This window comes from Nocardioides panaciterrulae, from assembly GCF_013409645.1.
Classification (GTDB): domain Bacteria; phylum Actinomycetota; class Actinomycetes; order Propionibacteriales; family Nocardioidaceae; genus Nocardioides; species Nocardioides panaciterrulae.
Genome location: NZ_JACCBG010000001.1, coordinates 3,038,478 through 3,057,218, shown reverse-complemented (window position 1 = coordinate 3,057,218; position 18,741 = coordinate 3,038,478). Strand labels below are relative to the sequence as shown.

The 18,741-nt window shown below is 74.3% G+C and carries 19 protein-coding genes; 14 read left to right on the top strand and 5 right to left on the bottom strand.

The window, feature by feature from the left end; translation table 11 throughout:
• Positions 1 to 280 precede the first annotated feature (280 nt).
• The 6 genes from ileS to BJZ21_RS14525 all read left to right on the top strand — a co-directional run bounded on the left by ileS (position 281) and on the right by BJZ21_RS14525 (position 7,174).
• Positions 281 to 3,643, top strand: a complete 3,363-nt coding sequence (gene ileS / locus BJZ21_RS14550) for an isoleucine--tRNA ligase (RefSeq protein WP_179664405.1) — start codon at positions 281 to 283, stop codon at positions 3,641 to 3,643.
• Positions 3,644 to 3,809: 166 nt separating this feature from the next.
• On the top strand, positions 3,810 to 4,925 hold the full coding sequence (gene dapE / locus BJZ21_RS14545; RefSeq protein WP_179664404.1) for a succinyl-diaminopimelate desuccinylase: 1,116 nt from the start codon (positions 3,810 to 3,812) through the stop codon (positions 4,923 to 4,925).
• The gene (locus BJZ21_RS14540; RefSeq protein ID WP_179664403.1) at positions 4,925 to 5,656 is read left to right on the top strand and encodes an LOG family protein; all 732 of its coding nucleotides are present in this window, start codon (positions 4,925 to 4,927) and stop codon (positions 5,654 to 5,656) included. Before dapE ends, BJZ21_RS14540 begins: the two co-directional genes overlap by 1 nt.
• A 23-nt stretch (positions 5,657 to 5,679) precedes the next feature.
• Complete coding sequence (locus tag BJZ21_RS14535) at positions 5,680 to 5,952, top strand: DivIVA domain-containing protein (RefSeq protein WP_425490537.1); 273 nt, start codon at positions 5,680 to 5,682, stop codon at positions 5,950 to 5,952.
• 15 nt (positions 5,953 to 5,967) lie between these two features.
• The gene (locus BJZ21_RS14530; protein ID WP_179664401.1) at positions 5,968 to 6,393 is read left to right on the top strand and encodes a hypothetical protein; all 426 of its coding nucleotides are present in this window, start codon (positions 5,968 to 5,970) and stop codon (positions 6,391 to 6,393) included.
• A 13-nt stretch (positions 6,394 to 6,406) separates the two neighbouring features.
• Positions 6,407 to 7,174, top strand: a complete 768-nt coding sequence (locus BJZ21_RS14525; RefSeq protein ID WP_179664400.1) for a M14 family zinc carboxypeptidase — start codon at positions 6,407 to 6,409, stop codon at positions 7,172 to 7,174.
• A gap of 297 nt (positions 7,175 to 7,471) precedes the next feature.
• Here the strand turns inward: BJZ21_RS14525 and BJZ21_RS14520 are convergent, their stop codons facing one another.
• Positions 7,472 to 8,278 carry an enoyl-CoA hydratase/isomerase family protein gene (locus BJZ21_RS14520; RefSeq protein WP_179664399.1) on the bottom strand — a complete coding sequence of 269 codons (807 nt, stop codon included), beginning with the start codon at positions 8,276 to 8,278 and terminating at the stop codon, positions 7,472 to 7,474.
• The gene (locus tag BJZ21_RS14515; protein ID WP_179664398.1) at positions 8,275 to 9,096 is read right to left on the bottom strand and encodes a PaaX family transcriptional regulator; all 822 of its coding nucleotides are present in this window, start codon (positions 9,094 to 9,096) and stop codon (positions 8,275 to 8,277) included. Before BJZ21_RS14515 ends, BJZ21_RS14520 begins: the two co-directional genes overlap by 4 nt.
• Before the next feature lie 151 nt (positions 9,097 to 9,247).
• Here BJZ21_RS14515 and BJZ21_RS14510 point away from each other — a divergent pair, with 151 nt between their 5' ends.
• The 3 genes from BJZ21_RS14510 to BJZ21_RS14500 are packed head-to-tail and all read left to right on the top strand — an operon-like array spanning position 9,248 to position 11,347.
• Positions 9,248 to 9,415: a DUF3117 domain-containing protein gene (locus BJZ21_RS14510; protein ID WP_081795029.1), complete on the top strand. Its 168-nt coding sequence runs from the start codon at positions 9,248 to 9,250 to the stop codon at positions 9,413 to 9,415.
• A gap of 13 nt (positions 9,416 to 9,428) precedes the next feature.
• A complete protein-coding gene (locus tag BJZ21_RS14505) occupies positions 9,429 to 11,012 on the top strand; it encodes a M17 family peptidase N-terminal domain-containing protein (RefSeq protein ID WP_179664397.1) in 1,584 nt (527 codons plus the stop codon).
• Positions 11,009 to 11,347 (top strand): hypothetical protein, encoded by a 339-nt coding sequence (locus BJZ21_RS14500; RefSeq protein WP_179664396.1) that lies wholly within the window; start codon positions 11,009 to 11,011, stop codon positions 11,345 to 11,347. Before BJZ21_RS14505 ends, BJZ21_RS14500 begins: the two co-directional genes overlap by 4 nt.
• 38 nt (positions 11,348 to 11,385) lie before the next feature.
• Here the strand turns inward: BJZ21_RS14500 and BJZ21_RS14495 are convergent, their stop codons facing one another.
• Positions 11,386 to 11,988, bottom strand: a complete 603-nt coding sequence (locus BJZ21_RS14495) for an O-methyltransferase (RefSeq protein ID WP_343052152.1) — start codon at positions 11,986 to 11,988, stop codon at positions 11,386 to 11,388.
• A gap of 317 nt (positions 11,989 to 12,305) precedes the next feature.
• Here BJZ21_RS14495 and sigE point away from each other — a divergent pair, with 317 nt between their 5' ends.
• The 3 genes from sigE (at position 12,306) to BJZ21_RS14480 (ending at position 14,976) form a co-directional block, all read left to right on the top strand.
• Positions 12,306 to 12,953, top strand: a complete 648-nt coding sequence (sigE, locus tag BJZ21_RS14490; RefSeq protein WP_179664395.1) for an RNA polymerase sigma factor SigE — start codon at positions 12,306 to 12,308, stop codon at positions 12,951 to 12,953.
• Entirely contained in the window at positions 12,950 to 13,489 is a 540-nt protein-coding gene (locus BJZ21_RS14485) for an anti-sigma factor (RefSeq protein ID WP_179664394.1), read from the top strand. Before sigE ends, BJZ21_RS14485 begins: the two co-directional genes overlap by 4 nt.
• A gap of 389 nt (positions 13,490 to 13,878) precedes the next feature.
• Positions 13,879 to 14,976 carry a trypsin-like peptidase domain-containing protein gene (locus BJZ21_RS14480; RefSeq protein WP_179664393.1) on the top strand — a complete coding sequence of 366 codons (1,098 nt, stop codon included), beginning with the start codon at positions 13,879 to 13,881 and terminating at the stop codon, positions 14,974 to 14,976.
• Positions 14,977 to 15,012: 36 nt separating this feature from the next.
• On the opposite strand, the gene BJZ21_RS14475 is transcribed toward BJZ21_RS14480, so the two are convergent.
• Complete coding sequence (locus BJZ21_RS14475) at positions 15,013 to 15,252, bottom strand: helix-turn-helix domain-containing protein (RefSeq protein WP_179664392.1); 240 nt, start codon at positions 15,250 to 15,252, stop codon at positions 15,013 to 15,015.
• A 101-nt stretch (positions 15,253 to 15,353) separates the two neighbouring features.
• On the opposite strand from BJZ21_RS14475, the gene BJZ21_RS14470 reads away from it, so the two are divergent.
• Both BJZ21_RS14470 and BJZ21_RS21095 read left to right on the top strand, forming a co-directional pair.
• Positions 15,354 to 16,070, top strand: coding sequence for an SAF domain-containing protein (locus tag BJZ21_RS14470; protein ID WP_179664391.1), 717 nt, complete (start codon positions 15,354 to 15,356; stop codon positions 16,068 to 16,070).
• A gap of 2 nt (positions 16,071 to 16,072) precedes the next feature.
• Positions 16,073 to 17,434, top strand: coding sequence for a nucleotide-binding protein (locus tag BJZ21_RS21095; RefSeq protein ID WP_179664390.1), 1,362 nt, complete (start codon positions 16,073 to 16,075; stop codon positions 17,432 to 17,434).
• On the opposite strand, the gene BJZ21_RS14460 is transcribed toward BJZ21_RS21095, so the two are convergent.
• Positions 17,397 to 18,740, bottom strand: a complete 1,344-nt coding sequence (locus BJZ21_RS14460) for a hypothetical protein (protein WP_343052151.1) — start codon at positions 18,738 to 18,740, stop codon at positions 17,397 to 17,399. The genes BJZ21_RS21095 and BJZ21_RS14460 overlap by 38 nt on opposite strands.
• Between the last annotated feature and the right edge of the window lies 1 nt (position 18,741).

Sequence of the window (18,741 nt, the reverse complement as noted above, 5' to 3'; positions counted from 1 at the left end):
CACGAGGCAATCGGTTTCCGTGCGGCCCGGCCCACGCCGTACCATCTGCAGCACAGGCGCTCGAGCCGTCATCAGCGGCGATGCCTCCGGAAGAACAGCGGCCCCGACCCGGGGGCGCGCCCAGTAGAACCGGACGGGTAGGCCCGTCACAGCCGTGAACGAGCGGTCGTTCCCCCGGTGGTCGAGCTAGTCGGCACCGGGCAGCGACAAGCGAGGTGGTACCGCGGTCCTCGGATCGTCCTCGCGCCGGCCAGCGCGACGACGTACCAGGAGATGACCCGTGACCTATCCCAAGGTCTCCACCGCAGGCTCGAGCAACGTCCCCTCCTCCCCGAGGTTCCCGGAGATCGAGGAGCGGGTGCTGGCGTACTGGGAGCAGGACGGCACCTTCGCCGCCAGCGTCGAGCAGCGCGACCCCGGCGAGCGCGGCGAGAACGAGTTCGTCTTCTACGACGGCCCGCCGTTCGCCAACGGGCTGCCGCACTACGGCCACCTGCTGACCGGCTACGTCAAGGACCTGATCCCGCGCTACCAGACGATGCGCGGCAAGCGCGTCGAGCGCCGCTTCGGCTGGGACACCCACGGGCTGCCCGCCGAGCTGGAGGCGATGCGCCTCAACGGGATCAAGACCACCGACGAGATCCTCGAGCTCGGCATCGAGAAGTTCAACGCCGCCTGTCGCGAGTCGGTGATGAAGTACACCGGCGAGTGGCGCGAGTACGTCACCAGGCAGGCGCGGTGGGTCGACTTCGACAACGACTACCGGACCATGAACCCCGACTACATGGAGTCGGTGATCTGGGCCTTCAAGCAATTGCACGAGAAGGGCCTGGTCTACGAGGGCTTCCGGGTCCTGCCGTACTGCTGGAACGACGAGACGCCGCTGTCCAACCACGAGCTGCGGATGGACGACGACGTCTACCAGAACCGCCAGGACCCCGCGGTGACGGTCGGCTACCGGATGGACGGCACCGGCCCGGACGACGACCTCGCCGGCGCGCTGCTGCTGATCTGGACCACCACGCCGTGGACGCTGACCTCGAACCTCGCGGTGATGGTCGGCGAGGACATCGACTACGTCGTGGTCGAGTCCGACTACACCGGCGTCACCGAGCGCTACGTGCTGGCCGAGGCGCGGCTGGCGACCTACTCCCGCGAGCTGCGCAACGAGGACGTCGAGGACGTCTCCCAGCAGGTGGTACGCCGGCTCAAGGGCAGCGAGCTGGTCGGGCGCACCTACACCCCGCCGTTCTCCTACTACCTCGACCACGCCTCGCCGGAGCACGGCGCGGCCTTCCGGGTGGTGGCCGCCAACGACGCGGTGACGACCACCGACGGCACGGGCCTGGTGCACACCGCCGGCGCGTTCGGTGAGATCGACAAGGAGGTCACCGACCGCGAGGGCATCGAGCCGGTGATGCCGGTCGGCAAGGACGGCCGGTTCACGTTCCCGGTCACCGACTACGAGGGCATGCAGGTCTTCGACGCCAACCTGCACGTGATCGACCACCTCAAGGCCGCCACCCGGGGCGTGTCGGCGGAGCAGGGGGCGGTCACGCCCGGCACCGTGCTGCTGCGTCGCGAGACCTACGACCACTCCTACCCGCACTGCTGGCGGTGCCGCCAGCCGCTGATCTACAAGGGCGTCTCGTCGTGGTTCGTCGAGGTGACCGCGGTCAAGCAGCGGATGCTCGAGCTGAACGACAAGATCCGCTGGGTGCCCGAGCACATCAAGCACGGCCAGTTCGGCAAGTGGCTGGAGAACGCCCGGGACTGGTCGATCACCCGCAACCGGTTCTGGGGCTCGCCCGTGCCGGTGTGGAAGAGCGACGACCCGACGTACCCCCGCCTCGACGTCTACGGCAGCTTCGAGGAGCTCGAGCGCGACTTCGGCCGGCTGCCGCGGGACCAGGACGGCAACCCGGACCTGCACCGGCCCTTCGTCGACGACCTGGTCCGGCCCAACCCCGACGACCCCCGGTCGATCGAGGAGGGCAAGTCGATGATGCGCCGGGTCCCCGACGTGCTCGACGTGTGGTTCGACTCCGGCTCGATGAGCTTCGCCCAGGTGCACTACCCGTTCGAGAGCGCGGAGTGGTTCGCGGGTGCCGAGGACGGGTCCAAGGTCGGGCACTTCCCGGCCGACTTCATCGTCGAGTACATCGGCCAGACCCGCGGCTGGTTCTACACGCTGCACATCCTGGCCAGCGCGATCTTCGACAAGCCGGCCTTCGCGACCTGCCTGAGCCACGGCATCGTGCTCGGCTCGGACGGCAACAAGATGTCGAAGTCGCTGCGCAACTACCCCGACGTGCGCGAGGTCTTCGACCGCGACGGCGCCGACGCGATGCGCTGGTTCCTCATGTCCAGCCCGATCCTGCGCGGCGGCAACCTGGTCGTCACCGAGCAGGGCATCCGCGACTCGGTGCGGCAGGTGCTGATCCCGCTGTGGAACAGCTGGTACTTCCTCTCGCTCTACGCCAACGCGGCCGGCGGTGCCGACGGGCAGGGGTACGACGCGCAGTGGCGCACCGACTCCAGCCACCCGATGGACCGCTACATCCTGGCCAAGCTGCGCCAGTACGTCGGGGCGATGACCGAGCAGCTGGACGACTACGAGGTGGCGAACGCGTGCGACTCCACGCGCTCGTTCCTCGACGTGCTGACCAACTGGTACATCCGGCGCTCGCGCGAGCGGTTCTGGGCGGCGGACGGCGACCTCGACCGCGACGCCTTCGACACCCTGCACACCGTGCTGGAGGTGGTCTGCCGGGTGACCGCCCCGCTGATGCCGCTGACCACCGAGGAGGTCTGGCGGGGGCTGACCGGCGGCCGCTCGGTGCACCTGGCCGACTGGCCGGCCGTCGAGGACCTGCCCGGCGACGACGCGCTGGTCGCGGCGATGGACGAGGTGCGCGAGGTCTGCTCGGCCACGTCGGCGCTGCGCAAGGCCGGCAGCCTGCGCAACCGGCTGCCGCTCGCGCAGCTCACGGTCGTGGTGGCCGACGCCGCGTCGCTGGCCGGCTTCGAGTCGATCGTCGCCGACGAGGTGAACGTGAAGTCGGTGCGGCTGCTGGACGCCGACGCGCCCGAGGCGGCGTCGTACGGCGTCTCGCGGAAGCTGACCGTCAACGCCCGCGCGGCCGGCCCGAGGCTGGGGCGCGACGTGCAGACCGCGATCAAGGGCTCGAAGTCCGGCGACTGGTCGGTCGCCGACGACGGCACCGTCACCGCCGGTGGGCTGGCGCTGGTCGAGGGGGAGTTCACCCTCGAGACCGTCGCCGGCTCCGCCGACGAGGGGGCGGCGGTCGGCATGCTGGCCGCCGGCGGCTTCGTCGTGCTGGACACCACCGTGACGCCTGAGCTGGCGGCCGAGGGCCTGGCCCGCGACCTGGTCCGCGCGGTCCAGCAGGCCCGCCGCGACGCCGGCCTGGACGTCTCGGACCGGATCGCGCTGGTCCTCGGCGGCTCGACGGCCGTGCAGGAGGCGGCCCGCACCCACGAGGCGCTGATCGCCGGCGAGACCCTGGCCACGTCGTACGAGGTGGTCGAGGACGGCGGCCCCGGCGAGGGCAGCGGCGCGACCGTCACCGTCACCGTCGGCGACAACGAGAAGGCGAGCATCCGGGTCGCCCGCGCCTGAATGTTGAGTTGGGCCCCGCGCCGGTCCGAGTTGGGCCTTGTGCCGGTCCGAGTTGGGCCTTGTGCCCCGCCGGCCCGGCGGCGGGCCCAACTCAACGCGGTGGCGGGCCCAACTCAACGCGGTGGCGGGCCCAACTCAACCGGGCGGCGGGTGGTTGGATGGGGCCATGCCACGTCTCGACCTGTCCGCCGACGTCGTCGCGCTCACCGAGCAGCTGGTCAACATCGAGTCGGTGAGCCACCACGAGCGGGAGATCGCCGACGCGGTGGAGGAGGCGCTGCGGGCGCTCGGCCACCTGCAGGTCAGCCGGCACGGGCACACGATCGTGGCCCGCACCGACCTCGGGCGCGCCGAGCGGGTGGTGATCGCCGGACACCTCGACACCGTGCCGCTCAACGACAACCTGCCGGCCCGCCGCGAGGGCGACCTGCTGCACGGCCTCGGCACCTGCGACATGAAGGGCGGCGACGCGGTCATCCTCAAGATCGCCGCGACCGTGCCGGAGCCCAACCGCGACCTGACCTTCATCCTCTACGAGGCCGAGGAGGTCGAGGAGGCGCACAACGGCCTGAACAAGCTGGCGGCCAGCGCGCCGGAGCTGATGGCCGGCGACTTCGCGATCCTGATGGAGCCCTCCAACGCCGGTGTCGAGGCGGGCTGCCAGGGCACGATCCGCGTCGACGTCCGCACCACCGGTGTGCGCGCCCACGCGGCACGCAGCTGGCAGGGGGAGAACGCGATCCACGCCGCCGCGGGGATCCTGAACCGGCTGGCCGGCTACGAGCCGCGGCGGCCGGTGATCGACGGGCTGACCTACCACGAGGGCCTCAACGCGGTCGCGATCCGCGGCGGCGTCGCCGGCAACGTCATCCCCGACGCGTGCGTGGTCGAGGTCAACCACCGGTTCGCCCCCGACCGCAGCGAGGCCGAGGCGGAGGCGTTCCTGCGCGAGTTCTTCGACGGGTACGACGTGGTCGTCACCGACAGCGCCCCCGCCGCGCTGCCCGGCCTGCACCTGCCCGCCGCGAAGGCGTTCCTCGACGCGGTCGGCGGCGAGGCCCACCCGAAGTTCGGCTGGACCGACGTCGCCCGGTTCAGCGGGCTCGGCGTGCCCGCGGTGAACTTCGGGCCCGGGGACCCGCTCTACGCCCACAAGCAGGACGAGCAGGTCCCGGTCGAGCACATCGAGCGGTGCGAGCGGCTGCTGCGCGCCTGGCTGGGCGCCGGGCCGGACGCTGGGCCGGACGCTGGGCCGGAAGCCGGGCCGGGAGCCGCCTCGTGATGGACAAGCTGACCGGGCCGATCCTGCGGCGGCGCGGGCAGGCCCAGGAGGCGAGCACCACCGACCAGCGGCTGCTCGACACCCGGGGCCCGAGCGACTGGGTGCACCAGGACCCCTGGCGGGTGCTGCGGATCCAGGCCGAGTTCGTCGAGGGGTTCGGGGCGCTGGCCGAGCTCGGCCCCGCGATCGCGGTCTTCGGCTCGGCCCGGACCGCGCCCGACGACCCGACGTACGCGCTCGCCGAGGAGGCCGGCCGCAAGCTGGTCGAGGCGGGCTTCGCGGTCATCACCGGCGGCGGCCCGGGCGCCATGGAGGCCGCCAACAAGGGCGCCTCCCAGGCCGACGGGCTCAGCGTCGGCCTCGGGATCGAGCTGCCCTTCGAGTCCGGCCTGAACCCGTGGGTCGACAAGGGCATCAACTTCCGCTACTTCTTCGCCCGCAAGACGATGTTCGTGAAGTACTCCCAGGGCTTCTTGGTGCTGCCCGGCGGCATCGGCACGCTGGACGAGACGTTCGAGGCGCTGACGCTCGCGCAGACCCGCAAGGTCACCCGGTTCCCGATCGTGCTGGTCGGCGTGGAGTACTGGTCGGGGCTGCTGGCCTGGCTGCGTGGGACCGTGCTCGCGGACGGCAAGATCACCGAGGCCGACCTCGACATGCTCACGCTGACCGACGACCTCGACGAGGCGGTGGCGCTGATGGTGGCCGCGCGGGACGGGGAGAGCTGGTGACCTGGGTCTTCGCGATCCTGATCGTGCTCGTCCTCGGCGGGGTGGCGGTCGTCGCCGCCGGCCGGGGCACGCCGATGGCCGAGGTGTACGACGACCGCCCGGACGCGACCGTGCCCGCCGGCGGCCCGCTGAGGGCGGAGGACCTGCGCCGGGTCCGGTTCTCCGTGGCCCTGCGGGGCTACCGGATGTCCGAGGTCGACGCGCTGCTCGACCGGCTCGCCAGCCAGCTCGAGGGGCCCGCGGACGGCGAGCGGCCGGTGGACGGGGAGGGTCGTGGCGACGAGGACGCCGGGTAGGGCACACTTCCCGCCATGTCCACCGCGGCCATCGTCTACGTCCTGACCGTGCTGGCGGCCGTCGTGGTCGTGCTGACCCGGGTCCGCCTGGCCCGGCCGGCCGGCGGCGCCGGGCGCTTCGAGGTGGGCCGGCGGCTCGTCGACGTCCACACGGTGGCCGGCGTACTCGCCCTGGTGGTGTGGACGGCGTTCCTCGTCGCCGGGGAGGACTCGACCCTCGGCAGCGCCACCGCCGGCATCATCGCGCTCGCGCTGTGGTGGGTGGTGGTGGTCGCCGGGCTGCTGATCCTGGTGCGCTGGATGCCCAGCCGCGGACGGCACGCCAACGAGGCGCGCCGGGACAGCTGGTCGGAGGGGCCCGGCCTCTCGGTGCTCGCGCACGTCGGGATGTTCGTCGGCGTGTGCGTGTTCACCTGGGCCTACCTCACCTCGGCGGTGTGAGAGCGTCGTCATCATGAGACGACTCGGGATCGCGCTGACCACCCTGGCCCTGGCCGCCGGTGGACTCGTCGGCGGAACGGGCGGCGCCCCGGCGTACGCCCGCACCGCCGCCCCCGCCCCGGCCCGCCCGGCGGTGCTCGGGACCCGCACGATCGGCCACTCGGTGCAGGGCCGCAGGATCGTCGCCTGGCACCTCGGGCAGCCGGGGAAGCCGAAGGTGGTGCTGATCGCCACCATGCACGGCAACGAGCAGGCGCCCCGCCAGATCCTGCAGGTCCTGCGGGACGGGAGGCCGATCCGCGGCGTGAACCTGTGGGTGGTGCCGACCTACAACCCCGACGGCGCCGCGCACCACACGCGCAAGAACGCCCACGGCGTGGACCTCAACCGCAACTACCCCCGCGGGTGGCGCGACCTGGACGGCAACTACGAGTCCGGCACGCACGCGGCCTCCGAGCCGGAGACCCGGGCGATGATGGGGTTCCTGCGCTGGGTCAAGCCCCGGTGGGTGCTCAGCTTCCACCAGCCCCTGCACGGCGTGGACACCGACACCAAGCGGCCCGCCTTCGCCCGCAAGGTCGGCCGGCACCTGCGGCTGCCCGCCAAGCGGTTCACCTGCGGTGGCGTGTGCCACGGGACGATGACGATGTGGTTCAACCACTGGTTCCACGGCACCGCGCTCACCGTCGAGTACGGCGACCGTCCGTCGCGCCGGCTGCTGCGCCACCGCGCGCCCCGGCAGGTGCTGTCGATCTGGGGCGCGCGGCGGGTCGCCCGCTGACCCTCCGCTCGCGGCGCCTGGTTGCGGCGCGGCCTGGTTGCGGAATGGCGACAGTCCGCAGATCTGGGGGTGGCTGGGTTGCGGTCTGTCGCCATTCGGCGGCGGCGGGGGCGGGGGCGGGCCGAGTGGCTGGGTTGCGGAATGGTGACATTCCGCAGGTCGGAGGGTGGCTGGGGTGCGGTTTGTCGCCAGTCCGCAGGTCGGTCCTGGCGCGGCGGCTGACTGCACCCGAGCCCACTGCCCCCGAGGCCACCGCCCCCGAGCCCACCGCCCCCGAGCGAGCCGGCGCCCAGGGCCTCAGCGCCCGTGGAAGACCGGCTTCTCCTTGGCCACGAACGCGGCGACGGCGGCGGCATGGTCCTCGGTGGCGCCGGTGAGCGTCATCATCGAGCTCTCGAAGGCCAGCGACTCCTCGAAGGAGTGCCCCGCGGCGTACGCCACCGCCTGCCGCATCGCGCCGAGGGCGACCGTCGGCCCGGCCGCCAGCCGCCCGGCCAGCTCGGCCACGGTCGCGGACAGCTCGTCGGCGGACACCACCCGGGTGGCGAGCCCGAGCGAGAGGGACTCCTCGGCCTTGACCGTGCGCGGGAAGTAGAGCAGCTCCAGCGCCCGGGCGCGGCCAACCAGCCGCTGCAGGTGGTAGCTGGCGCCGGTGTCGCAGGACAGCGCGACGTTGGCGAAGGCGAGGTTGAAGCCCGCGGTGTCGGCCAGGATCCGCAGGTCGCTGGCGAACGCCAGCGAGGCCCCGGCGCCGGCCGCGACCCCGTTGACCGCGGCGATCACCGGCTTGGCCATCCCGGCCAGGGTGCTGACGATCGGGTTGTAGTGCTCGTCAACGGTGCTGAACAGCGAGGCGCTGTCCTGGCTGCGCAGGATCTCGATGTGCTCCTTGAGGTCCTGCCCGGTGCAGAACGCCCGGCCGGTGCCGGTGAGCACCACGCACCGGGCGGCCGGGTCGTCGGCGACCTCCCGGACCGTCGCGAGCAGCAGCTCCTTGGTGGCGACGTCCAGGCTGTTCATGGTCTCGGGTCGGTTCAGCGTGATCGTGGCGACCCCGTCGGTGAGGTCGAGGAGCACGGACGGGTCGGCAGCGGGGTCGGTCATGGCAGGCAGTCTGCCGGATGGTCGGGGCTCGCCGGCCCGGGCGGCCCGCCCAGGCAGGAGGCCACGAACCGGTCCGACCCGGGCCGCAGTCGCTCGGCCTCGGTGGCGAACAGCTCGGCGGCCGCCCATCCCGGCCAGTCCTTCGGCAGCAGCTCGCGCGGCAGGTCCGGGTCGCCGAAGAGGAACTTGCGCCACTCGTGCACCAGGTGGAAGCGCGCCGCGAACGCCGCCTCGTCGGGCTCGGCGTGCCCCTCGAGGTGGTCGGCGATCAGGCGGGGGGCGGTCTCCAGCCACTGGGCGTACGCCGTGCGCAGGGCACCGAGGTCCCAGGCCTCCACGGGCGGCGGGACGAAGTCCACGGCCCGGGCCGTGCGGGCCGTGGCGCCCGCGCGGTCGAGCAGCGAGTCCAGCTCGGCCCGCGGCCGGGGGCTGACCCAGACGTGCTCGGCGAGCTCGGCGTACCCGACGAAGACCAGATCGGCGCGCAGCCGGGACCGGGCCGGCCGGGCCGCGGGAGGCGTGACGAACACCAGCTGCCAGCTGCCGTCCCAGGCCCCCTCGGCACGCCGGTAGATCCGCTGGGCGGCCTGGTCGAGCCGGCGGATCGCGCGCGGCGTGGCGCGGTAGCCGCGGCCGGTGCCGATCTGGGCTGCCTCCAGCCAGCCCTGCATGACCATCCGCGAGATCGCGGTCCGCACCGCCGGCGCGGCGATGCCCACCGGGTCGAGCAGCCGCACCAGCGCGGCCACCGGCGCCTGGTCGCCCCGGGACCGCAGGTGGTCGCCGTACACGTCGAAGAGGGCGGAGCGTGCGTGCATGCACGGAGTCTGCCAGCAGCCGCCGACGAGGCGGCCCGGAGACGCACGGGGCCTGTGGGCCGCATCACCGGCCACATGGGGGATAATGGTCGCGTGCGGGGTCGTTCGGGCCTCGCACCGCTGTGACACGACAACAGGAAGAGGTGCGCGGATGGCGGCCATGAAGCCGCGGACGGGCGACGGTCCGCTGGAGGTCACCAAGGAAGGGCGCGGCATCGTCATGCGCGTCCCGCTCGAGGGTGGGGGCCGCCTGGTTGTCGAGCTGAACGCCGAGGAGGCGGGCGCGCTCGGGAACGCTCTCAAGGACGTCGTCGGCTGAGCCGGCACCCGTCGTGAGCACTTCTGAGAACCCCACGTCCCTGCCCGCCCAGGTCTCCCCGCCGGAGTTCGCGCTCAGCGCGACCGCGCCGCACGCCTTCCTCGGAGCCGAGGTCGTCGCGCTGCCCGTGCTGCCTGCAGAAGGGGCCGCAGAGGGGGCCGGAGAAGGGGCAGACGGGGGCGTCCTGATCGGCCCGGGCGCCGAGGAGCTCTCGACCCTGGTCGGGACCGACCTGCTGGCGCTGCTGGAGATGCACGGCAGCACCGGCCGGGCCGGCGAGGTCGTCTCGCTGCCGGTGCCCGGTGGCGTGACCGGCAACAGCGGGCTGCGGTGGGTGCTGCTGGTCGGCATCGGCGACCAGCGGCCCGCCGACTTCCGGCGCGCCGGCGCCGCGCTGGCCCGCGAGACCCGCAACCGCGACAGCGTGGCCACCTCGGTCCCGGCCCTGGCCACGGCCGACGGGCTGGAGGCGTTCGTGGTCGGCGCGATGCTGGGCTCCTTCGCGTTCCACTGGCGCTCGCAGCCGCCCGAGCAGGTGCCGGTACGCCGGGTCGTGCTCGCCGGCCTGCCCGAGCCCGAGGCGCTGGCCCCCGCGCTGGAGCGCGGCCTCGCCCTCGGCGGCGCCGGCTGGCGCGCGCGGATGCTCGCCACGGTCCCGTCGAACCTGAAGAACCCCGCCTGGCTGGCCGAGCAGGCCCACGAGGTCGCCGGCGAGTGCGCGCTCGGCATCACCGTGTGGGACGAGCAGCAGCTGGCCGCCGAGGGCTTCGGTGGCATCGTCGGCGTCGGCCAGGCCTCGGCGACCCCACCGCGGCTGATCCGCCTCGACTACAGCCCGCCGAAGGCCGGTCGCAAGACCCCCACCGTCGTCCTGGTCGGCAAGGGCATCACCTTCGACTCCGGCGGCCTGTCGATCAAGCCCGGCGAGGCGATGGTCAACATGAAGCGCGACATGACCGGCGGCGCCGTCGTCATCGCGGTGATGGGCGCGCTGCGCGCGCTCGGCTGCCCCGTGAAGGTGGTCGGCCTGATCGCCGCCGCCGAGAACGCGGTCAGCGGCAACGCGCTGCGCCCCGGCGACGTCGTCCGCCACTACGGCGGCCGCACCAGCGAGGTCAACAACACCGACGCCGAGGGCCGGCTGGTGATGGCCGACGCCCTCGCCTACGCCGTCGCCGAGGTCAAGCCGGCCGCGATCGTCGACGTCGCCACGCTCACCGGCGCGATGAAGGTCGCGCTCGGCCAGCGCCTGGGCGGCTTCTTCGCCAACCACGACGGGCTGGCGGAGGTGGTCGCCACCGCCGCGGAGGCCGCCGGCGAGCCGCTGTGGCGCCTCCCGCTGGCCGAGGTCTACGAGGACAAGCTCGCCTCCGAGGTCGCCGACGCCGACAACGCGCCCGGCGGGCCGGGCGCGATCACCGCCGCGCTGTTCCTGCAGCACTTCGTCGGCGACGTGCCCTGGGCCCACCTCGACGTGGCCTCGGTCGGCGACTCGCCGAGCGAGCACTACGAGTGGACGACCGGCCCCACCGGGTACGGCGCCCGCGCGCTGCTGCAGTGGCTCGGCTCGGAGCAGCCCCTGGCGGTGCTGTCGTGAAGGCGCTGACCGTCCGCTGGTCGCTGGCCGACGCCCCCGCGGGGGTCGAGGAGCGGCTGGCGTCGTACGTCGCCGACAGCTCGCACGCCCGCTTCACCGGCATGGACGGGCTGCGCTTCAAGACCTGGCGGATGCGGCCGGGGGAGTGGTTCGAGGGCTGCTACGTCTTCGCCACCGACGAGGCCCGGGCCGCCTTCCAGCGCAGCTTCAGCGAGGGCGCGGCCGAGTCGCCGGGCTCGCAGATCGTCGGCAGCTCCCCGGTGCTGATCGAGGAGTGCGACGTCGTCGCGGTCGCCGAGGGGGCCGACGGCTTCCTCGCCGCCCCGCGGTACTGAGCCCGGCGCGGCCTCCGCGCCGGCGGTCCCCGGGAGGCTCAGGCCTCGGGGGACCACTCCTTCTTGGCGACCAGTAGTCCGTCGCCGACCGGCAGCAGCACCGAGACGAGGTCCTCGTGCTCGGCGACGGCGCGGCCGAGGTCGCGGATCGCCACGGTCTCGGGGTCGCGCTGGGCGGGGTCGGCGACCCGGTCGTGCCACAGCGCGTTGTCGAAGGCCACCACGCCGCCGGGACGCAGCAGCCGCAGCGCCTCCTTGAGGTAGGCGGCGTACTCCCGCTTGTCGCCGTCGCAGAACACCAGGTCGTAGTGCCCGTCGGTGAGGCGGGGGAGCACGTCGAGAGCGGCGCCGGAGATGGTGCGGGCGCGCTGCGGGGGGATGCCCGCGTCGGCGAAGGACTGGCGGGCCAGGCGCTGGTGCTCGGCCTCGATGTCGACGGTGGTGAGCACGCCGTCCGCGCGCATGCCGCGCAGCAGCCACAGGCCGGAGACACCGGTGCCGGTGCCGATCTCCACCACCGCGCGCGCGTCGAGCGCCGAGGCCAGGAAGCGCAGCGCGGCGCCGCCGCCGGAGCCGATCGGGGCGACCCCGACCTCCTGTGCCCGCGCCCGGGCCGAGGCCAGGGCCTCGTCCTCGGTCACGAACCCCTCGGCGTAGCTCCAGCTCGCGGGCTTGATCGGCGTGGTGATGGCGGGCCTCCTGGTCGATGCGTCGTCGGCGGGCGACGACGGCGGCGGGGGTTACCGTACCGCGTGTGCCGGCCCCGGCCCGGGAACACCGGCGGACTGCCGCTCGTTCCTGCTGACGAGGGCCGAACGGCCCCGCCGCCTCGGGACCCTGCTCACAGGGTCTTCTCAGTCGGCTCCCCTACGGTGAGAGGGTCAGGACGCTGTTCTCCAGGCACACCGGACCGACGGCCGGATCGAGCAGGCACCGTCGGCGCGACGAGGAGGCCCCCATGGACCCCAGGAACCACGCCGGCGCCGGCGAGGGCGACGGCGAGGCCGACGCTGCCGTCGAGGGCGTGCCGACCTGGGACCAGATCGTCGAGCGGCACTCCGACCGCGTCTACCGGCTGGCCTACCGGCTGACCGGCAACCGCCCGGACGCCGAGGACCTGACCCAGGAGGTGTTCGTCCGGGTCTTCCGCTCCCTCGACACCTACACGCCGGGCACCTTCGAGGGCTGGCTGCACCGGATCACCACCAACCTCTTCCTCGACCAGGCCCGGCGCAAGCAGCGGATCAGGTTCGACGCGCTCTCCGACGAGCGTGCCCACCGCCTCAGGAGCTCGGCGCCCAGCCCGGACGCGGCGTACGCCGACCAGACCTTCGACGACGACATCGAGCGGGCGCTGGCGACGCTGCCGCCGGACTTCCGCGCCGCGGTCGTGCTGTGCGACGTCGAGGGCCTCGCCTACGAGGAGATCGCGGAGATCCTCGACACCAAGCTCGGCACCGTGCGGTCCCGGATCCACCGCGGCCGCGCGATGCTGCGCAGCGCGCTGGCGCACCGCGCGCCCGCCCCCGGACGGGCCCGCTACTCCGGACCGCGGGTCCCCGACGGCGGGCTGACCGGGCTCACCGGACAGGCGACGGCGACGTGATCGGACACCTCGGCTCCCGCGTGAGCGCGCTGCTCGACGGCCAGCTCTCCCCCGAGGAGACCGAGCGGGCCTGGTCGCACGTGCACACCTGCCACCTGTGCCGCGACCTGATCGAGCGCGAGGGCTGGGTCAAGACCCGGCTGGCCGGGCTCTCCGTCGGTAGCGCGCACGCCCCGGCCCACCTCAAGGGCTCGCTGCTCGGCGGTGGCGGCGGTGCCGGCGGTGGTGGCCTGGCCGTGGCCGCCGACGTGTTCCTCGAGGACCACCGCCCGGCCGGCACCCGCCGCACCGCCGGGCTGGCCGCGCTCGGCGGCGGTGCCCTGGGCGCGGCCGTGATGGGCGTCCTCGTGCTCGGGGTCGGGCCGGCTCAGGCCCCGACCATGGAGCAGCGCGCGCCGGTCAGCCAGCTCAACCCGCCCACCGCCCGGCTGGTGGCCCCGGTGCCCAGCCCGGTGCCCAGCCGGGTGCCCAGCCGGATGCCCAGCGTCGGCGCCTCCGCGACCCCCGCCGCCCACTCCTCGCGCGCCGCCCGCTGAGGCTCCGACCGGCGCGGGCACGACCGCGTTCGACCGGATTTCGGGGTTCGCGCCAAGATAGGGGCGTGAACGAGGACGACGAGGGCCGCGCGCCCGAGCCCGAGAGCGACCCGAGGCCCGACACCGGGCCGGACGCGGGGCCGGACGCGGGGCCGGAAGTCGGGCCGGACGCCGAGCCGACGCGGCCGTTGTCCGCCGGCCGCCCGCCGGCCGCCCCGTCGTGGCTCCCCCCGACGAACCAGCCCCCGCCGGGCTACTGGCCGGGCCACCCGCCGCCGGCGCACCAGCCGGGACACCAGCCGGCCGGCGGACCCTCACCTCTTGGGCCGCCCCACCTCAACGAACCGTTCCCGGCCGCCCCGGCGCCCCCTTCTGCGCCCCGCGGGAGGGTGCCCGCCGCGCTCTGGCCGGTGGTGTGCGCGCTCGCGCTGGTGGTGGGCGTGGTCGGCGGCGTGTTCGGCAGCGCGGCCTACGAGAGCGTCCTCAACGCCCAGCACCCGGGCAGCGTGCGCTCCGGGCTCGCCGGGGTGGACACCGTCTCGACCCCGCCGCTGAGCGCCCGGAAGGGCTCGGTGGCCGCTGTCGCACAGTCGATGCTGCCGAGCACGGTCCAGATCTCGGCGGAGTACGCCGGCCAGAAGGGCGGCGCCACCGGCTCCGGCTTCGTGCTGGACCGTCAGGGCCACGTGATCACCAACAACCATGTCGTCGCCGACGCGGCCTCCGACGACGGCCCGATCGAGATCGTCGACCAGGACGGCAACCGCTACGAGGCCACGCTCGTGGGGCGGAGCCCGGTCTACGACCTCGCGGTGCTCTACGCCGACGGGATCCGCCAGCTCAAGCCGGCCCCGCTCGGCGCCTCCCAGGCGCTCCGGGTCGGCGACGGCGTGGTCGCGTTCGGCTCCCCGCTGGGGCTGAGCTCCACCGTCACGGCCGGGATCGTCAGCGCCCTGCACCGGCCGGTCACCACCGGCGACAGCGCCAGCGAGTCGTCGTACATCAACGCGGTCCAGACCGACGCGGCGATCAACCCCGGCAACTCGGGCGGCCCGCTGGTCAACCTGCGGGGCCAGGTGGTGGGCGTGAACTCGGCGATCGCCACCACCGGCAGCGGCACCGACGGCGAGTCCGGCAACATCGGGGTGGGCTTCGCGATCCCGATCGAGCAGGTCGAGGTCACCGCCGACCAGATCCTGCGCACCGGCGAGGCGCGCTACCCGGTCATCGGTGCCCAGGTGCGCACCGGCGAGGAGGGTGGCACCGGCGCCCAGGTGACCAGGGTGCTGCACGGCACCCCGGCGGAGCGGGCCGGCCTCGAGGACGGCGACGTGATCACCGCCGTCGACGGCCGACGGGTCACCGACGGGATCGCGCTGATCGTGGCGATCCGCGCCCACCAGCCCGGCGAGACGGTGCGGTTCACCGTCGAGCGCGACGGCGACCAGCTCAAGGTGCCGGTCACGCTCGGCTCCGAGGTCGGCTGACCCGGGCCGCCCCGGCCGTTGCGGGCTGGCCCGGGGTCACTCCGGGGCCTGGTCGGCCTCCACGAACGGGTGCTGGTCGACGAAGTCGCGGGTCTCGGCGTACATCCGCGCGATGAACTCCTCGAGCTGTGCCGACTCGACCCGCCACTGCCCCCGGCCGCCGATCTTGATCGCCGGCAGGTCCCCGCGGCGCACCAGGGCGTAGACCTGGGCGCTGGAGGTGTTGAGGACCTCGGCCACGTCGGCCAGGGTCAGGAATCGGGGCGTGCCGGCCATGCCCCCATGCTCGCACCTCGCGCCGGACGCCGGTGGGACCGACCCGGGGCCGTTGTGGAGAACCGGCTGACCCGACCGCCGTTCAGCGGCATCATGGCGGCGTGGCCACTGACCTCGGGGCACCCGCGACCTCCACGAGCGCGACCGGGAGCCCGCCCGCGACCAGGGCCCCCCGCGCCGGGTGGCGCGACCCACGGCTGTGGATCGGTGTCCTGCTCGTCGCCGTGTCGGTCGTGGCCGGAGCCCGGCTGGTCGGGGCCGCCGACGACACCACCCGGGTGTGGGCCCTGGACCGGGACCTCGCCGCCGGCGAGACCGTGCAGCCCGAGGACCTGACCGCGACCCGGGTGCGGTTCGCCGAGGGCGACACCGGTGCCGGCTACTTCACCGTGGACGACCAGCTGCCCGCCGACCTGACCCTGGCCCGCGGCGTGTCGGCCGGCGAGCTGCTGCCGCGCGCCGCGATCGGGGCCGCCGACCGCACCGACACCCTCGAGGTGCCCGTCGCCGTCGAGGGCGACCAGGTGCCGCCCTCGGTGGGCCCGGGCTCGGTCGTCGACGTCTGGCTCCTCGGCGCCGGCACGGGCAGCCGCCGAGCGGCGCCCGGACCGTCCGGGGCGTCCGGGCCGTCCGGGGCGCGCGACGGCCCGGCGCTGTCCGCGGTGCGGGTGGTCTCCGCCCCGCCGCCGGACCAGGGCTTCACCGCCAGCGGCAAGCGACAGCTCGTGCTGGCCGTCGGCGAGCAGGACGCCCGGGCGTTCTTCCGGCTGCTCGGCTCCACCGACACCCCGGTCCTCACCGTGGTCCGCCGGGACTGAGCGTGGTCGTCGTCCTGATCGTGGCCGCCGGCGCGGCGTGGGAGTCCCGGGCGCTGGAGCACCTCCGCGGGCACCCCGGCACCGTGGTGCTGAAGCGGTGCGTCGACGTCGCGGACCTGCTCGCCGCCGCCACGGCCGGGCAGGCGGGGGTGGCCGTGGTCGGTCTGGACGCGCCGGGCCTGGACGCCGCCGCCACCGAGCACCTGCGCCGCCACGGCGTGCAACCGGTCGTGGTGGTGCCCGACGGCCTCGACGGCGACGCGGCCCGGCTGCGGGCCGCGCGGATCGGGCTGCGCACGCTCGTGCTCGAGGCCGACCTCGCCGCGCTGCCCGCGACGGTCTGCGCCGCCGACCGGCCCGCTCCGGAGCCTGCCGGGGCCGAGCCGGGGCAGCCGGGTCCCGCGCTGCCCGGCACCGCAGCCCGGGCCGGCACCGGGCCGGTCGGGCACGTGCCGCCCGGTCGCGTGATCGCGGTGTGGGGCCCCGGCGGCGCTCCGGGCCGCACCACCCTGGCCGCCGGCCTGGCCGCGGAGCTCGCCCGGCGACGGCTGCGCACCGTGCTCGTCGACGCGGACCCGTACGGCGGTGCCGTCGCCCAGCAGCTCGGGATCCTGGACGAGGTCTCCGGACTGCTCTCGGCGGCCCGGCTGGCCGCCGCCGGCACCCTGGCCGAGGGCTTCGCCGGCGTGCAGCGCAGCCTGGACGCGCACCTGTCGGTGATCACCGGCCTGCCCCGTCCCGACCGCTGGAGCGAGGTCCGGACCGGCGTCGTGGAGGAGCTGCTGGACGCCGGCCGCGAGCAGGGGTTCGTCGTGGTCGACACCGGCTTCGGCCTGGACTCCGACCCGGGGGCCGACCTGGGCCGGCCCACCCGCAACCAGCTGACGCTGGCCGCGCTCGAGGTCGCCGACGAGGTGGTCGTGGTCGGCAGCGCCGACCCGGTCGGGCTCTCCCGGCTGGCCCGCGGCCTGGTGGACCTGCGCGAGCTGACCGGCCCGGTGCGGGTGGTCGTGAACCGGATGCGGCCCACGCTGGGCTGGTCGGAGAAGGAGCTCGCCGGCATGGTGTCCGGCTTCGGGCGGGTGCACGACCTGCACTTCCTGCCCGAGGACCGCGCCGCCGTGGACCGCGCGCTGGTCGCCGGTCGCACGCTCCTCGAGGTGGGGGACTCCCCGCTGGCCCGCGCGGTCGCGGCCGTCGTCGACGCGCTGGTCCCGGAGCTCGCGCCGGCGGGGACGGCCGGGACTTCGGGCTCGCCGCCGGGGTCGTCGCCGGGGTCGCCCGGCCCGTCCGGCTCGGTGCCCGCGCCGCGCGCCCCGGCCCGGCTCAGGCGGCGAAGAGCAGGTAGAGCCCGCCCACGGTGAAGGCCACCATCGCGAGCAGCAGCGGCAGCTGACCGGTGAGCTGGTGGCGCCGGGGCAGGATGCGGACCGCCCGGTCGTGCGCCGCGATCACGCCGACGACGTGGCCGAGCACCACGCAGAGCACCTTGAGGCTGGCGAGGAACGTCGGGTGGTAGGAGAGCCAGTAGTTCACGCCCAGGTCCGCGGTCCCGAACCAGTTGCTGCCGGTGCCGAACGGGTCGGAGGCCTCGATCAGCGTCTGCTGGCCGACCTCGACGAGGTAGGTCAGGTAGTGGGCGAAGATGTAGCCCACGATGATCGGCACCACCGAGTGGGCGAACAGGTTCGGCAGCTCGCGGTGCCGCAGGTCGTCGCCGACGCCGGTGAGCACGCAGCCCAGCGAGAAGACCAGGCCGACCACGAGGCAGAAGCCGAGCAGCCCGAGGTTGTCGAGCAGGAACGCCGGCCACCGGGAGTCCTGCACGCGGGTGACCCACGGGACGGAGTCCTTGAAGGAGTCGAACGCCGTGCTGCCGAACAGCACGGCGACGACGGCGACCAGGCCGCGGCGCACCGGGACCGTGTCGAGGTTGGCCAGCGGGCTGCGCAGCACCAGCAGCCCGTCGCGGCGGCCCCACACCGAGAGCCGGCCCACCAGGCTGGAGTAGACCTCGAAGGGGTCGGCGTACTCGAAGAACCGGCTGCCGAACAGCGCGCCGCCGACGATCATCACGGCCAGGTAGACCGCGCACCACAGCCGCACCGGCCCCAGCTCGACGGCGTGCGGGTAGACCAGCTCCATCCAGACGAACGCGAACAGCCCGACCGCCGCGGGCCAGTGGCCGAGCTTCTCGGGGTAGTCGTACATCCCGCGCTCCGGGTCGCTGCGGGAGACCCGGGCGATGGCCAGGTGGATCGTCCGCACCGGGCTGATCGCCTTCCAGACCGGGCCGAACAGCAGCGAGGCCGGCACCAGGCCGACCCACCACCAGACGTAGAAGATGCCGAACAGCGGGTTGGTGACCAGGTCCTTTCCGAGCACCGCCGTCATCGCGGTGTAGGCCAGCAGCAGCATCCCCACGACCCGCCACAGCACCGCCCAGGCCGCCGAGTCGACGATCCGGGTCAACCGGCCCGGCGCGGGCCGGCCGGACGTCGCGGCGTCGTACCGCGGCTCGCGCCACGCGACCGCGAGCACCGTGAACGAGACCACCAGCGCGGCCACCGCGCCGGCGATCGCCAGCTCGGGGGAGACCGGCAGGTCCTTGGCGCCGCCGATGCCGTGGGCGAACGGCACCGCGGCCAGCGGCAGCGGGCCGAGGCTCACC